The 15,883-nt window shown below is 57.9% G+C and carries 13 protein-coding genes; 10 read left to right on the forward strand and 3 right to left on the reverse strand.

Translation table 11 applies throughout. From position 1 onward, the window contains the following. Window positions 1-113: 113 nt before the first annotated feature. Both NI20_RS0110410 and NI20_RS15165 read right to left on the reverse strand, forming a co-directional pair. A complete protein-coding gene (locus NI20_RS0110410; RefSeq protein ID WP_033121341.1) occupies window positions 114-542 on the reverse strand; it encodes a hypothetical protein in 429 nt (142 codons plus the stop codon). Between the two features lie 700 nt (window positions 543-1,242). Then, on the reverse strand, window positions 1,243-2,202 hold the full coding sequence (locus NI20_RS15165) for a DMT family transporter (protein WP_033121342.1): 960 nt from the start codon (window positions 2,200-2,202) through the stop codon (window positions 1,243-1,245). A gap of 355 nt (window positions 2,203-2,557) precedes the next feature. Between NI20_RS15165 and NI20_RS0110420 the strand changes: the two genes are divergently transcribed. The 4 genes from NI20_RS0110420 to NI20_RS0110435 are packed head-to-tail and all read left to right on the forward strand — an operon-like array spanning window position 2,558 to window position 6,517. Beyond that, the gene (locus NI20_RS0110420; RefSeq protein ID WP_033121343.1) at window positions 2,558-2,971 is read left to right on the forward strand and encodes a DUF3887 domain-containing protein; all 414 of its coding nucleotides are present in this window, start codon (window positions 2,558-2,560) and stop codon (window positions 2,969-2,971) included. A gap of 4 nt (window positions 2,972-2,975) precedes the next feature. Further along, window positions 2,976-3,641, forward strand: a complete 666-nt coding sequence (locus NI20_RS0110425; protein ID WP_052084596.1) for a CatA-like O-acetyltransferase — start codon at window positions 2,976-2,978, stop codon at window positions 3,639-3,641. A gap of 27 nt (window positions 3,642-3,668) precedes the next feature. After that, window positions 3,669-6,338, forward strand: coding sequence for an alanine--tRNA ligase (alaS, locus tag NI20_RS0110430; protein ID WP_033121344.1), 2,670 nt, complete (start codon window positions 3,669-3,671; stop codon window positions 6,336-6,338). Further along, window positions 6,338-6,517, forward strand: coding sequence for a DUF4250 domain-containing protein (locus tag NI20_RS0110435; protein WP_033121345.1), 180 nt, complete (start codon window positions 6,338-6,340; stop codon window positions 6,515-6,517). Before alaS ends, NI20_RS0110435 begins: the two co-directional genes overlap by 1 nt. A 144-nt stretch (window positions 6,518-6,661) precedes the next feature. Here NI20_RS0110435 and NI20_RS0110440 read toward each other — a convergent pair whose 3' ends face one another. Continuing rightward, complete coding sequence (locus NI20_RS0110440; protein ID WP_033121346.1) at window positions 6,662-7,873, reverse strand: IS110 family transposase; 1,212 nt, start codon at window positions 7,871-7,873, stop codon at window positions 6,662-6,664. Between the two features lie 276 nt (window positions 7,874-8,149). Here NI20_RS0110440 and NI20_RS0110445 point away from each other — a divergent pair, with 276 nt between their 5' ends. The 6 genes from NI20_RS0110445 (at window position 8,150) to NI20_RS0110470 (ending at window position 15,686) form a co-directional block, all read left to right on the forward strand. Further along, on the forward strand, window positions 8,150-8,488 hold the full coding sequence (locus tag NI20_RS0110445; RefSeq protein WP_033121347.1) for a histidine triad nucleotide-binding protein: 339 nt from the start codon (window positions 8,150-8,152) through the stop codon (window positions 8,486-8,488). A 666-nt stretch (window positions 8,489-9,154) separates the two neighbouring features. Continuing rightward, window positions 9,155-9,367, forward strand: a complete 213-nt coding sequence (locus tag NI20_RS0110450; protein WP_033121348.1) for a helix-turn-helix domain-containing protein — start codon at window positions 9,155-9,157, stop codon at window positions 9,365-9,367. Window positions 9,368-9,372: 5 nt separating this feature from the next. Further along, complete coding sequence (locus NI20_RS0110455; RefSeq protein WP_197055384.1) at window positions 9,373-11,619, forward strand: DNA internalization-related competence protein ComEC/Rec2; 2,247 nt, start codon at window positions 9,373-9,375, stop codon at window positions 11,617-11,619. A gap of 9 nt (window positions 11,620-11,628) precedes the next feature. After that, a complete protein-coding gene (holA, locus tag NI20_RS0110460; protein WP_033121350.1) occupies window positions 11,629-12,672 on the forward strand; it encodes a DNA polymerase III subunit delta in 1,044 nt (347 codons plus the stop codon). A gap of 4 nt (window positions 12,673-12,676) precedes the next feature. Then, window positions 12,677-13,258, forward strand: coding sequence for a toprim domain-containing protein (locus NI20_RS0110465; RefSeq protein ID WP_033121351.1), 582 nt, complete (start codon window positions 12,677-12,679; stop codon window positions 13,256-13,258). 694 nt (window positions 13,259-13,952) lie between these two features. Next, window positions 13,953-15,686, forward strand: coding sequence for a glutamine--tRNA ligase/YqeY domain fusion protein (locus NI20_RS0110470; RefSeq protein ID WP_033121352.1), 1,734 nt, complete (start codon window positions 13,953-13,955; stop codon window positions 15,684-15,686). Window positions 15,687-15,883: the final 197 nt, after the last annotated feature.

Below are 15,883 nucleotides of genomic sequence, written 5' to 3' on the forward strand. Positions count from 1 at the left end.
GCCGCCTGCAATTCACAGACAGCAAGCCCTTTCAGCTGCTTGAACAATTTTTACTTCAGAATATTGTCTAACTTTTTGGGGTCACTTCATTTTTAGAGAGTGCCTTTTTCTTTTTATAACCACGTCTCAAAATAGTACCATCTGTCCTGAATTTTCTTCGTCATACCGCGGTTGTCGCCCTCGGCGCGCCACGTCCAGCAATTTTCGCCGTCCGGCACGAGCGTGACCTCCACGCTCTGAAAGCCGCGCGGCTCATCGTAGGGCGAATAGTAGCAGCCGTAATACTGGCGTCCGTGCAGAAGCGACGAGCCGAAACTGAATTCGCCGATGGGATGCTCACCGTACTGCCCCCAGCAGGTATACTGAACGCCCGCACCTTGCGAATAGTCTCCAGACAAGTCCTCATAGAGCGCTGCTTCCAAAGTTTCCGCATTTTTCGCCACGAAGCGGTCCACCTTCTGCTCAGGCGAGCTCCATATGAACAGCACCGCGAGCGCTGCAAGCCATAGGATGATCCTCACGATCCGCTTTTTCTTCTTCATGGTCTCTTCTCCTCTCTGCACCGCCAAAAGGTGGTGGGGATTATCTTTTTAGACGTAAAAAGATTGAAAAAGTTTCAGTTTTTAAAAAAATTTGCTTTTTCGCACAGGTGCAAAGCGTTTTGCGGCACTTGTGCCGCAGGGAAGCAACGCCGATGGCGCTGCACGGGGAAAGGGGGATATTCTCTCACGTGAGAGAAAATCCCCCTTGGACCCCCAAGAGAACGCGAGGGGAGAACCCCTCGACCCCCGACATTGCCAGATTTAGGCAGTTGAAGAACTGCACGCGCTGCGCAATCGGGTGCGGTGTACATGGCTTCGCCATGAATCCCTGCGAGTCGTTACCGGTTGCACACGCGCCTTACTATCGTGAGGCGCGTGTGACGTTAGAACGGCGGCAGACTGCCTGCCGAATGCGGCATTGCTGCGCTCGCCGCATTGAGGAGTGCTCCGGTAGACGGAAATTAGTCTGTACTCCTACAAGATGGGCAGAGCGGCAGCGGATGATAGAAGCAAATCAAATCGTATAGCAACACCACTTGGCAGGTACCTGATTCGGCAAGCGCCGCAGCTCTTCGAGCTGCTCGCTTGCAATGAGAATCCCTTTCTCTTGGGGGGCAAAGGGGGATATTCTCTTTCCGAGGAAAGAGAATATCCCCCTTAATCGCTCCCCCTGCGCGGCCGCAGGGAAAAATGCAAAAACTTATTTTTGCGCTTTCAACGCCCTGCGTTGAGCAAGGATCCCCGGCAGGATCGCGCACAGCGATCCAATCAGGAAGCAGACGATGCCGACGATCATATTGAGCGGAATTTCCTCCTTGAGGAAAAGAAGCGCGAAGATCGGCGCCAAGATGGGCTTTAGGAAGAAAATGAGTGACGCCTCCTGCGCGGACGTTTTCTCCATCGCCATCATGTGGCAGACGAAGCCCGCCGCGGAGTTGATGCAGCAGATGTACAGCAGTGCCGGAATGGCCGAGGCAGGGATATTTTCAAAGAGCGGCACGTCGATAAAGAGGTTCAGCCCCACCGCGCCATAGAGCGACGCGCCCGCCGCCGTGCGGCCGAAGAGCAGAATGAACACGAGCTCGCCCGCGCCGAAGAGAAAGCTCAGGCACGTAACAGCGATGCCGCCGAAGCGAGGTGTACGCTTTTTGCCGAACACACTGTAGAGTGCGAACATCACGGCGGAGAGAATGGCGAGCACCGAGCCTGTGGGATCGAGCGTCGCATGAATGGGGTCAATGATGATGAGCGCCGCCGTGAGCTCCAAAATGAGCGCGATAATGTGGTTGCGATGAATGTCCTCATGCAGGAAGAGATGGGCGAACACCGTGACGAAGATCGGATTGCAGGAGAAGATGACCGCCACGACTGACGCGCGCGTATAGGTCACGGACATCTGGTAGAGCGACATCGCGATGACGACGCACAGAAAGCCCGAAAGCGCGAAAAAGCCGATGTCCTTTCGCGAGAGCGAGGCGTTTTTCTTCTTCATCGAGCGCGAGGCGAACGGGATGAGCAGAATGCCGCCGACGAGAAAGCGCAGACACGTGATCTGCATGGGCGCAAACACGCCGTGCACGGTTTTGAGCATGACCTCCATCGTGCTGAAAATGACGGCACAGAGGACGATATAGACATAGCCGGAGCGGGAACGGTTCATAGCGATTCTCCCTTCATCATTCAAACAAAAGCAGTATATGCCATTTTCTGCCCAAAGGCAAGGGATGCTTGACAAAATCTGAATTTGAGATATAATAACGCAAGTAAAACGCGATGAAAAAGTCAGCTTTGCAGACGAGCCTGAAGCGAGAGGGGAATGGTGCAAGCCCTCGGCCACCGGTGCGAAGCAGCCGCTTTGGAGCCGTCCGCGAGGAGCGGAACGCCTCGTCCCCGTTACCGGACGGCTAAGATGCTTTCCCTCAAGCGGAAAGATAATTAGGGTGGTACCGTGAAGTGTCAAGTCTTCGCCCCTATGTGTAGGGACGGGGGCTTTATTTTTTTGGAAAGGGATAGATATGCGCAAAAAAGTGTGGCTTTTCGCATTGGCTGCGGTGCTGCTGGTGATTTTGGCCGGCTGCCGCGGAAACGAGTTGCCCGACGGCATGGACGAGGACAAGGTCTCGAGCGCGGGACTTGTCGTCATGTCGCAGCTGACGAAGGGCGAATATGAAGAGGTCTACGACGCGCTGCGCGAGGATGTGCGCGAGCAGACGAGCGCCGATGCCATTGAAGAGATGATGGATATCGCGACCGAGGGGCGCGGAAGCTTCAAAAAGGTCAAGGATTCGATGGTGACGGGCGTGACGGACGCAGACGAGCCGCATGCCATCGCTGTCATCGGCGCGAAATACGACAAAAAGTCCGTGGTGTTCCGCATCGCGTTCGATACGGAGATGAACCTTATCGGACTGGATGTGAGAGGGAAGTGAGCAGATGACAAGAAAAATCATCGACATGACGAAGGACCCGCGCGGCGGCCAGTTTGAATACTTCCGCACGATGACCGACCCGTGGGCGGGCATCACGGTTCCGGTGGATATTACGGATCTTCTTGCTTCGCTTAACGGCCGTCCGTTTTTCCTCAGCTATCTCTATGCGGTGATGCGCGCGGCGAACGCCGTGCCCGAGCTGCGGCGGAGATTGCTGCCCGACGGTCAGGTCGTTGAGTATGATCACTGTGACCCATCGTACACCGTGATGAAGCCCGACGGCACGGGCGTTTACGTCTACTGCCTGCTTGAGGACGATCTGTCGTCTTACGAAAAGTTTGTCGCCGAGGGCAAGCGGCGGCAGAAGGAGACGCTCGAGCGCGGTACGCTGACCGAGGATGGCGACGTGCTGGCGAATTTCTTCGTCTCCTGCGTGCCGTGGCTCTACTACACGCAGATCAAAGAGCCCGCCGGCGGCGCAGACGACAGCAATCCGCGCTTCGCCTGGGGAAAATACCGCGAGGAAAACGGCCGCATGATGCTGCCGATGTCACTTTTCATCAACCACGCGCTCTGCGACGGATGGCACGTCACGCAGTTCTATAAAAATCTCGACCGTGAGCTCGCGGAATTGAGCGCTTATCTGAAAACACAGAACGAACAACAGTAAATTTTACAATAAAAGGAGAAACCAACCATGTCTCAGCCCAAGTATTACGGTCTCAATGAGCTGCGGGAAATGTTCCTGCACTTTTTTGAGACAAAAGGCCATCTGCGCCTGCCCAGCTTTTCCCTGATCCCGCAGAACGACGCGTCGCTGCTGCTCATCAACTCCGGTATGGCGCCGATGAAGCCGTTCTTCACCGGCGAGCAGGAGCCCCCGCGCCACCGCGTGACCACCTGCCAGAAGTGCATCCGCACCGGCGACATCGAGAACATCGGCCACACCGCGCGCCACGGCACGTACTTTGAAATGCTCGGCAACTTCTCGTTCGGCGACTATTTCAAGACCGAGGCCATCCACTGGGCGTGGGAATTCCTGACGAGCCCCGAGTGGGTCGGCCTCGACCCGAACCGCCTGTATCCCTCTGTTTTCGCCGGCAACGAGACCACGCCCGCCGACGACGAGGCGTTCCGCATCTGGCACGAGGAGATCGGCATCCCCGAGGACCGCATTTTCAAGTTCGGCAAGGAGGACAACTTCTGGGAGCACGGCTCCGGTCCGTGCGGCCCCTGCTCTGAAATTTACTACGACCGCGGCGAAAAGTACGGCTGCGGCAAGCCCGGCTGCACCGTCGGCTGCGACTGCGACCGCTATATGGAGGTCTGGAACATCGTCTTCTCCCAGTTCGACAACGACGGCCACGACCACTACACCGAGCTCAAGCAGAAGAACATCGACACCGGCATGGGTCTTGAGCGCTTGGCCGTTGTGTGCCAGGATGTCGATTCGCTGTTCGACGTCGACACGGTCATGAACATCACGAACAAGGTCACGGAGATCACCGGCGCGAGCTACGGCCAGAGCTGCGAGAAAGACGTGTCCCTGCGCGTCATCACCGACCACATCCGCTCGGCTTCCTTTATGATCTGCGACGGCGTGCTGCCCAGCAATGAGGGCCGCGGCTACGTGCTGCGCCGCCTGCTGAGAAGAGCCGCCCGCCACGGCAAGCTGCTTGGCGTCAACCGTCCGTTCCTCTATGAGGTCGTGGATACGGTCGTGCACGAGAACGAAGGCCATTATCCCGAGCTGCGCGAGCGTCAGGCCTATATCACCAAGGTCATCCGCACCGAGGAGGAGAACTTTGCCAAGACCATCGACGGCGGCATGAAGATCTTCACTGAGCTTCTGAACGCCCACAAGGAGAAGGGGGAGACCGTCTTCTCCGGCGCGGACGCATTCAAGCTCTACGACACCTATGGGTTCCCCATCGACCTGACGATCGAAATGGTCGAGGACGAGGGCATGACGCTCGACCGCAAGGCCTTTGACCACGAGATGCAGGAGCAGAAGACCCGCGCCCGCGAGGCGCGCAAGGCGCTCGGTGACCTCGGCTGGGCGGGCGTTGAGTTCGGCAAGGACATTCCGTCCACGGAATTTGTCGGCTACGACCACGATTCCGTCGACGATGCGAAGGTCGTCGCGCTGGTGGTCGAGGGTGAGCAGGCCGAGGCTATGATGAGCGGCGTGGAGGGCATCATCGTGCTCGACAAGACTCCGTTCTATGCCGAAATGGGCGGCCAGATCGGCGATACGGGCGTCATCCGCTGCGGCGAGGCCGTGTTTGAGGTCACGGACGTCCAGAAGAACAAGGGCGGCAAGTTCATGCACACCGGTAAGGTCATCCACGGCAGCTTCCAGCTCGGCGACACCGTGACGGCATCCATTGATGTGGAACGCCGCATGGCCATCCGCCGCGGCCACACCGCGACGCATCTGCTCGACGCCGCGCTCAAGGCGGTGCTCGGCGATCACGTGCATCAGGCCGGTTCTCTTGTTGAGCCCGACCGTCTGCGCTTCGACTTCACGCACTTTGAGTCCATCACGCCCGAGCAGCTGCTCGCGGTCGATACCTTCGTCAACGACGCGATCCTGCGCGGCATCCCCGTTGTGACCGAGGTGCTGCCCATCGAGGAAGCGAAGAAGAAGGGCGCTGTCGCCATGTTTGGCGAAAAGTACGGCGACGTTGTCCGCGTGGTCGAGATGGGCGATGTGTCTATGGAGTTCTGCGGCGGTACGCACCTTGACAACACCGCCAAGGTCGGCCTCTTCCGCATCAAGAGCGAGGGCAGCGTTGCCTCCGGCGTGCGCCGCATCGAGGCTATCACCGGCAAACAGACGCTCGAAGAGCTTAGAAGCGGCCAGGAGAAGCTCCTGCGCGCGGCCCAGCTCTTGAAGACCACGTCGAACGAGCTCGAAAGCCGCATCGGCGGCATGCTGAGCGAGATGAAGGAGATCAAGAGCCAGCTTGAAAAGTTCAAGGAGCAGGCCTCGCTCGGCGAGGCACGTACCTTCCTCACGTCCGCCAAGGAGGTCAAGAGTCTCAAGCTCGTCACCGCCCAGCGCGACGGCATGGACGCGAATGCCCTGCGCAAGCTCGGCGACTTCCTGCGCGACAAGGAGCCCAAGATCGTCGGCGTGCTCGCCTCCGTCAACGAAGGCAAGGTCACGCTGCTGGCGGTCTGCGGCAAGGATGCGGTCGCAAGCGGCGTCAAGGCCGGCGACATCATCAAGGCCATCGCGCCTATCTGCGGCGGCAAGGGCGGCGGCAAGCCCGACTCTGCCATGGGCGGCGGCACCGAAGTCAGCAAGGTCGACGACGCGCTCGCGGTGGTGGATGATCTCATCCTGAGCAAGCTCGGCTGATGGCGGCGTTACCGAAAGATCCGGCGATGCTGCTGAGCGCCGTGAATATGAAGCTGCGCGATTTTTACGATTCTGTCGATTCGCTGTGCGATGATCTGGACGTTGCGCGCGAGAGCATCGAAACATCGCTTGCAGGCATCGGCTACACCTACGATGCCGAGAAAAATCAATTTGTGTAAGATAAAATTACTTTACAGAAAGACCTGCTAAGAAAAGTCAAGTAGAAATTTCAAGGTAATGCGGTGTGCAAAAAGGCCGCACCAAACCAAGCCGCTTCGCGTCTCAAATTGAAACGGCGGCCAGCCAATGCCTTTATGGCGAGATCAGGCGGTGTGTTCCAACGACTCCAAATAGGCTTTTACAGTGGCGTAGTAGATCCGCAGAAACTTGTTGGCGGAGGCCATCATGTAGACGTGGTAGGGCTTACCCTCGGCCCGTTTTCTGTCCATGAACTGGTAGATTGGCTCATCCAATGGAGACCTCTGCAAATAGACGCTCATGACAAGGAACAGCGTTCGCCGCAGAGACGACGCACCAACTTTGCTCATGCTCTTGTGCCTGCCAGTTACATCGCCAGAATCATTCGGCGGAGCATCAAGACCGGCATAAGCCACCAATGCTTTCTTGGAGTAAAAGCGGCGTACATCGCCAATTTCGGCTATGAGCTGCGGGCCGAGCGTCGGCCCCACGCCAAACATACCCATGACGACAGGATATTCTGGCAGTTGCTCGGCTAAGGTGAGCATTTCGCGTTTGAGAGCGGTAAGGGCAGCAGAGGTCGCTCTGAGCTGCACAACCGCCTGTTCCACGAGCAGCTTGGTCGTTTCAGATTTCGGTATGACGTCAATGTGTCCGCAGGTCTCGGCGTGAATGGTATGCGCCTTTGCTTCACTGAAGTTGTAGCCGTGCTTTCTGCACCAACGTTGGTATTTGTTTGTGAATGCCTTTTGGGATTTCTCACTGACGCAGCGGCAATGCCAGAATTCAGCCACAAAATCCACCCACTTTTCACTCCCGTCCCCGCGGATTGGGCTTGAAAACAGGCGGTTGACGTTTGGAAACACCGTATCCAGCAACGAGATCAGGTTGTTCTTCAAAACCGTTTGCACCTTGGAATACTGCCGATACTGGCGGTAGCAGTTCTTCAGCAACAGCCGAGTATCTTCCTCTGGAACATATCTCGGCAAAGTGAGCCAGCGGTCAAGGCCGTAGTTTGCCAGTTTTACGGCATCCTTTCGGTCTGTCTTGACCCGCCTCAAATCGTTGTTCCCGTAGCCGTGCACCAGCTTTGCATTGATGACGGAAACATACAGCCCTGCGTCGTGAAGCAGCTTTGCCACCGGCGCATGGTAATTTCCTGTGGCCTCCATGACCACACGAGTCTCACCGTTTAGGCTTTTGAGCTGCCTTGCCAGTTCGCTCAGTTCACTGTCGGTGTGACGTACTTCAACGGGCGAGATGACGACCTCTCCAAAAGGACGCATAACGGCAACCGTGCTCCTACCTTTGGAAATGTCGATGCCAACAGAGTTCATTTGCATTCCTCCCATCTGTGAATCGCAACCGGAATCCATCTTTTACTCATTGCCGATTCAATCTATTGGGTGACACGAACTCTATGGCTCAACCTGCTCAAATCGAACGCCGCAATAAGGGGATGGCTAACAGTCTTTCAGTCGGACATATAAGCCCAAGGAGCGAATAGTCAGCCAGTTGCTCCCTTTATTGTAGCTTAGGCATGAGATGGAAAGAAAGCCGGACTGGCTGTCTGGCTTTCCTGTCCAAATTTATTGTAATAGGAGCGATAAAACATGTCTGATTGTCTGTTCTGCAAGATCATCGCGGGCGACATCCCGTCGAACAAGGTCTACGAGGACGACCTCTGCTATGCCTTCAACGACATCGCGCCGCAGGCGCCGGTGCACTTTCTTGTGATCCCGAAGGCGCACATCGCATCTGTCGCGGGCGTGAACGAAGAGAACAGCGCCGTCGTCGCGCACATCTTCGAGGTCATTGCCAAGCTCACCAAGGAGAAGGGCATTGAGAGCTACCGTGTCGTGTCCAACATCGGCGAGCAGGCGGGACAGAGCGTGCCGCATCTGCATTTTCATGTTCTCGCCGGCCGCGACATGACTTGGCCTCCGGGCTGATTGTTTTCCCGTAGGGGAAACGAAATTGGCAGCGCGGCAGCGCTGCATCCATTCCCTGCGCCGCGCAGGGGATGCGGATAAGGGAGGGGTATCTCTTTTTCAAAAAGAGATACCCCTCCCTTACACCCTCCCAGAGAAAATTCACATTGCAAGCGAGCTGCTCGAAGAGCTGCGGCGCTTGCCGATTGCACTGCCCATAGCGCGGCGAAGCCGCGTTTAGCACTGCAATACGATTTGCCTCTGCTACTATCATCCGCTGCCGCTCTGCCTGCAATACGTTTCCCTTTATCAATTTCCTTCTATGGGAATGTTTGCTGGGATGATGGATTCCACCAGACTTTCGTTTAGATGAGGGAGCGTCAGCGAGGATAGAAGTCAGTCAAGTCGTTTAGATAGAACGCCTGGCAGGCATTTCATTCCGCAGGCATAAGAGTTGTTCAAGTCTGAGACTTGCAATGCAAACGCCTTTCTTTTGGACGGTCACACCGCCCGTTTTCTTTCTCGGGAAAGAAAATGGGCGGTGTGGTTCTGCCGCCCGCAGGCGGCATTTTCTTCCTTGCCAAACGGCAAGAATTGTTATATGCTTACATGCATAATGTGAAGCCGTATGGGTGAAGATTCTCTCGGAAATGTTACCGAATGGTAGCATAAATCCGAGGTGATTTCATGTATTTCCAGCGGCTGGAAGACCTTCGAGTTGACAACGATAAGACGCAGATTGAGATCGCCGAATATCTCAATCTGAATCGCAACGTTTATTGGCGATATGAAAAGGGCGAGCGTGAGATCCCCGTGTGGGCGGTCATCAAGCTCGCCGACTACTACCGCGTCAGCACCGATTATCTGCTTGGGCTGACGGACGACCCTGCGCGCCGATGAGGGTGTTGGCAATTTTCTGCGCGGCGTTTGCGGCGGGCGTTGCGCTCTCGCAGTATTTACTGAGCGCGCAGTGGGCGCTCATTTTGTGCGGCGTGTTTGCCGCGGCGGCGCTTGTCATGGGACTTTGTGGCTGCGCAAACAAGCGCGGGGACTGGGCAAAGCGCGCGTTTTTGTGCGCGCTGGGCTTATGCTTTGCGTTCGGGTACAACACGCTTTATGCGCATTTTATCAAAGCGCCGAACGACGCGCTGCTCGGCACGCAGGACACGGTGGAAGCAGAGCTTTTGGGCTATGCCGAGGAGACGAGCCACGGCGCGAAGGTCACGGTGAAGATCTTGAACCGCGGCCTGCCGGGGCGGGCCATCTACTACGGTGACGCGGATCTTATGGACCTCGAGCCCGGCGCGCACGTGACGGCGGAGGCGCTGTTCAACAGCGCGACCGACCCGACGGGGAAGGGACTGCATCTGCGCAATTTCACAGCCAAGGGCGTCTATATTCTGCTCTATCAGCGCGGCGAGCCTTCGTATGACGAGGCGAACGCGGGCGCGATGCGGTATCTGCCGCGGCGCATCGCAAGAAAACTCGGCGAGACCATCGAGCAAAGCTACGGCGAGCGCGAGGGCGCGTTTTTGCGGGCTCTGCTGCTGGGCGACAAGAAATATCTCGACGAGGAGGACGCGAGCAACTTATCCGAGGTGGGCCTTTCCCACGTGATGGCCGTCTCGGGTCTGCACTGCTGCTTTCTGGCGTCGCTGATCGGTTCGCTGATGGGCGACAGGCGCAAAAAGCTTCGCTGCGCCGTGACGATCCCGCTCATTTTCCTCTATGCGTTCGTCACAGGCCTGACGCCGAGCATCCTGCGCGCGTGCATCATGATCTCGATGGGCATGATCGCGCCGCTTCTGGGGCGCGACAACGACCCGCCGACGTCCATCTCGTTTGCGCTGCTGCTCATCCTGCTCAAAAATCCGTTCGCCATCGCAAGCATCAGCTTACAATTATCGTTTTCCGCGGTGTCGGGCATTATCTGGCTGACGCCGAAGCTCACGAAGCGTGCCCACGGCAAGCACAAGCTTGTGCGCGCGGCGCTGCTGTCGTTTTCGACGACGCTCGGCGCGATGGTGTTTTCCACGCCGCTTGCGTGCTACTATTTCGGAACGCTCTCCATCGTGTCGCTTTTGAGCAACCTGCTTTGCCTGTGGCTCGTGAGCGTCGTGTTCGCGCTGGGATTACTTTCGGTACTGATCGCGGCGGCTGTGCCGCAGCTCGGCGCGGCCTGTGCCTTTGTGCCGGCGCTCGGCATTCGCGCGGTGCTTGCCATCGCAGGACTTTTGGAGGAGCTTCCGTTCCACGCCATTTACTTTAACACCGCGTTTTCCGTCGTATGGCTTGCGTACGTGTACGCGATCTTCATCGCCTGCGCGCTGGTAAAGCGCGGGAAGTACCGTTATTTTGCGGCGGTGGGGCTTTCCGTCCTGTCGCTCTTCGCCGCGGCAAAGGTCAATGCCCTACACTATGAACAGGGCGGGCTGAACGTCGTCGCGCTCGATGTGGGGCAGGGGGAGAGCGTGCTGCTCATTTCCGAGGGCCACGCGGCACTCGTGGATTGCGGCAGCAAAAATTCCTACATCGACGCCGGCGCGATCGCGGCGGACTATCTGCGCTCTGCGGGCGCGACGCTGGATTCCGTGGTGCTGACGCACTATCACGAGGACCACGCCAACGGCCTTGCCGCGCTTTTCGCGCGCGTGGATGTTGAGACCATCTATCTCGCCGATATTGACGCGGGCGAGGGCGACCGCGATGAGGTCGAGGCGCTCGCCGAGCGCTACGGCGTGAACATCCACTATGTCACCGAGGTGATAGAGGTCACGAACGGCGCGTCGACAATGAGCATCTATCCGCCGCTCGGCGACAAGGGCGCGAACGAGCTGGGCCTGACGATCCTGTGCTCGCTCGGCGATTTCGACACGCTCATCACCGGCGACATGGACGCGAAAACCGAGACAAAGCTCGTCGAGACCTACGATTTACCGGATATCGAGGTGCTGCTCGTCGGACATCACGGCTCGAAGTATTCCACCGGTACGACGCTGCTCGAATCGGTGACGCCGGAGGTCGGCGTCATCAGCGTGGGTGACAACAGCTACGGCCATCCGACCGAGGAGGCGCTGCTGCGCCTGACGGACGCGGGCATGACGGTCTACCGCACGGACATGCAGGGCAATATATTGATCACAGTGGACTGAGAGGACTACATGGCAGAGAGAAAAACGCCCAACAAGGGCTATCAGAAATTGAAAAGCGACCTGAGCGCAGGCAATATCGGTCAGGTCTACATCTTTTACGGCGAGGAAAGCTATCTGCGCGAATACTACCTCGGCGAGATCAAAAAAAAGCTCGTCCCCGCGGGCTTTGAGGAGTTCAACTACCACCGCCTGAGCGGCAAGACGCTGACGATGCAGGAGCTGAACGAAGCGGTCGAGGCGATGCCGATGATGGCAGAGCGCACGCTCGTCGTCGTGACGGACTGTGACCTCTTCAAGCTGCCCGAGGAGCAGCGCACGGCGCTCATCGCGCTACTCAATGACTTTCCGCCGTACTGCTGCCTCGTGTTTGTGTATGATCTCATTGAGTATAAGCCGAGCAAGACGTATAAAAAGCTCTACGAGGCGCTCGACAAAAACGCGCAGAGCGTCAAGTTCGAGGCGCAGGAGCGGAGCGATCTCATCAACTGGATCGCGCGGCGCTTCCGCGCGCTGGGCAAGGGCATCGACGCACAGACGGCGGAGCACCTGATCTTCACCTGCGGCGCGCTGATGACCGGCCTTGTGCCGGAGATCGAGAAGATCGGCGCCTACGCCAAGGGAAAAAATGTCACGACCGATGACATCAATGCCGTGGCCGATCCTGTGCTCGACGCGGTGGTGTTCGATATGACGAACGCCATCACGAAGCGCGACTACGGCCGCGCGTCGGAGCTTTTGGGTCAGCTGCTCAAAAAGCAGGAGGAGCCGTTTGTCATTCTGGCCGTTATCAGCAAGGAGCTGCGGCGCATCTACACCGCGCGCATCGCGCTCGACAACGGCAAGGACAAGCTCTGGCTCATGGAGCTGTGGGGGATGCGGTCAGACTATCCCGCGCGCTTACTGATGGAGGCGGCGCGCAAAACGACGAGCGAGTGGTGCAGCCAGAGCCTTCTCATGTGCCAGCGGCTCGACCAACGCATGAAGAGTGAAAAGGGCATCGACAGCGAGGGTGAGCTCAAGCTGCTGCTGATGCGCCTTGCACAGGGGAAGTGAATCTATGGCAAAGCCGAAGGTAAAGGAAGTCATCGTCGTCGAGGGGCGGTACGACAAAAACACGCTCTCGCAGGTCGTGGACGCGGTCATCGTGGAGCTCGGCGGCTTCGCCGTGTTCAACGACAAGGAAAAGCAGGCCTTTTTGCGAAAGCTCGCCAAGGAGCGGGGAATCATCCTCTTCACCGACCCCGACGGCGCGGGATTCGTGATCCGCAACCGCGTCAAGGGCAATATCCCCGAGGGTCGTGTGCTGCAAGCCTACGTACCGGACATCTACGGCAAGGAGAAGCGCAAGCGCAAGGGCGGCAAGGAGGGCAAGCTCGGCGTCGAGGGCATGAAGCCGGAGGTCCTGCTCGATGCCCTCCGCCGCGCGGGTGCGACCATTGATGAAGAAAGCCCTGTAAAGGGAAATTCCATCACAAAAGCAGATCTTTACGACCTCGGCCTGATCGGCCCGGACAGCGTGGAAAAGCGCAAAGCGCTGTGCAAAAGGCTGGAGCTGCCGGAGCATTTGAGCGCAAATGCGCTGGTGGATGTGCTCAATTTGCTGATGAGCAGGGAAGCGCTTCAGGGGCTCTTTCAATAAAGAGTGAAAGGTGTTTCCCCTTGGGGAAACGGGGGATAGCAGCGCCTCCGGCGCTGCACGGAGTAAGGGGGCCATTCTCTCACGTGAGAGAATGGCCCCCTTGGCCCCCCAAGAGAACGCGAGGGGAGGGCCCCTCGACCCCCGACATTGCGGGTTTGCAGCTTGAAGAACTGCACGCGCTGCGCAATCGGGTGCGGTGTACATGGCTTCGCCATGAATCTTCTGCAAGTCGTTACAGATATCAACCGCGCCTTACTATCGTGAGGCGCGAGTAACGTTACCTCGGCGGCAGACTGCGTACCGAATGCGGCATTGCTGGCGCTCGCCGTATTGAGTAGTGCCTCGGTAGACGGAGATTACTGCGCACTTCTACAAGATGGGCAGAGCGGCAGCGGATAATAGAAGCAGAGGCAAATCGTATAGCAACTGCAACGCGGCTTCGCCGCGCTATGGCAGTGCAATCGGCAAGCATTGCAGCTCTTCGAGCTGCTCGCTTGCAATGTGAATTTTCTCTGGGAGGGTTTAAGGGAGGGATATCTCTTTTCGGAAAAGAGATATCCCTCCCTTATCCGCACCCCTGCACAGGTGCAGGGAATCTGCAAGCATATTATGCTTGCAATAACTCCCAATACGGGATATAATATTTCATTATTCTGTCTGCCTCACAGCAGACGCGAAGAAAGGAATGGATCATATGGCTGAGGAAGTCAAGACTGCCGCCGCTGAGGGCGAATCCGGCAGCAAAAATTTTATCGACGCCTTCATCGAAGAAGACATCGCGGAGGGTGGGCGCTTCCAGGGCCAGCAGGTCCACACCCGTTTTCCGCCGGAGCCGAACGGCTATCTGCACATCGGCCACTGCAAGGCGCTGACCATCGACTTTGGCACCGCTGAGCGCTTCGGCGGCCTTTGCAACCTGCGTATGGACGACACGAACCCCACGAAGGAGGACGTCGAATTTGTCGACGCCATCAAAGAGGACATCCACTGGCTGGGCTTCGACTGGGGCGACCGTTTCTTCTACGGCAGCGACTATTTTGAAAAGGACTACGAGTACGCTGTCGAGCTCATCAAAAAGGGCCTTGCCTACGTCTGCGACCTGACGCCCGAGCAGGCGAGAGAGTACCGCGGAGACATCGGCAAGCCCGCCATCTCCCCGTACCGCGACCGCGATGTGGAGGAGAACCTCGACCTCTTTGAGCGCATGAAAAACGGCGAGTTCCCCGAGGGCAGCCGCACGCTGCGCGCAAAGATCAACTTAGCCTCCGGCAACTTCAACATGCGCGACCCTGTTATTTACCGCATCCGCTACATGCACCATCACCGTCAGGGCGACAAGTGGTGCATCTACCCGATGTACGACTTTGCGCACCCCATTCAGGACGCGCTCGAGGGCATCACGCACTCGCTCTGCTCGCTCGAATTCGAGGCGCACCGCCCGCTCTACGACTGGGTGGTGAACAATGTTTCCGTGCCCAATAAGCCGCGCCAGATCGAGTTTGCCCGCCTTGGCATCGATCACACGGTCATGTCGAAGCGCAAGCTCAGAAAGCTCGTCGAAGAGGGCATCGTCTCCGGCTGGGACGATCCGCGTATGCCGACGCTGTGCGGCCTGCGCCGCCGCGGCTTCACGCCTGCGTCCATCCGCAACTTCTGCGACCGCATCGGCGTTGCCAAGAGCGCGAGCGTGGTCGAATACAGCTTCCTTGAGCACTGCCTGCGCGAGGACCTCAACGAGAAGGCTGAGCGCACGATGGGCGTGCTGCATCCGGTGAAGCTCGTCATCACGAACTATCCCGAGGGCAAGAGCGAGACGTTCACGGTCGAAAATAACCCGACCGATCCTGCGTCCGGCACGCATGAGATCACGTTCTCCCGCGAGTGCTGGATCGAGGCCGACGACTTCATGGAAGTCCCTGTGCCCAAGTACAAGCGCCTGACGCCGAACGGCCCCGAGTGTCGCCTCAAGGGCGCGTACCTCATCACCTGCACGGGCTGCAAGAAGGACGAAAATGGCAACGTCATCGAGGTCTACGCCGAGTACGACCCGAACTCGCCGGGCGGCGATCCCGCCGACGGCCGCAAGGTTAAGGGCGCGACGATCCACTGGGTCGACGCCGCGACCGCGCTGGACGCCGAGGTGCGTGTTTACAGCGAGCTGTTCAGCGACCCCGCACCTGACGGCGCGGACAAGGATTTCCTTGCCTGCATGAATCCCGATTCTCTTGAGGTGCTGAGTGGCTGCAAGGTCGAACCGCGCATGCGCGACATCGCCGCGGCGTACGACAAGACCGAAAAGAAGGGCAAGACCGCGCCGAGCTTCCAGTTCATGCGCCTGGGGTATTTCTGCCTTGACAACAAGGATTGCTCCAAGGATCATCTGGTGTTTAACAGATCTGTGACGCTGAAAGACAGCTTTAGGAAATAAGCATTGAAATGTTCCCTGCACCGTGCAGGGGATGCGACAAAGGGGGCCATTCTCTCACGTGAGAGAATGGCCCCCTTTGACCCCCAAGAGAACGCGAGGGGAGGACCCCTCGACCCCCGACATTGGCAGTTTGTAGCTTGAATGACTGCACGCGCTGCGCAATGTAAGTGCGGTGTACATGGCTTCGCCATGAATCC

Origin of the sequence: Oscillibacter sp. ER4 (assembly GCF_000765235.1) — a bacterium.
Lineage (GTDB): Bacteria > Bacillota > Clostridia > Oscillospirales > Oscillospiraceae > Hominicoprocola > Hominicoprocola fusiformis.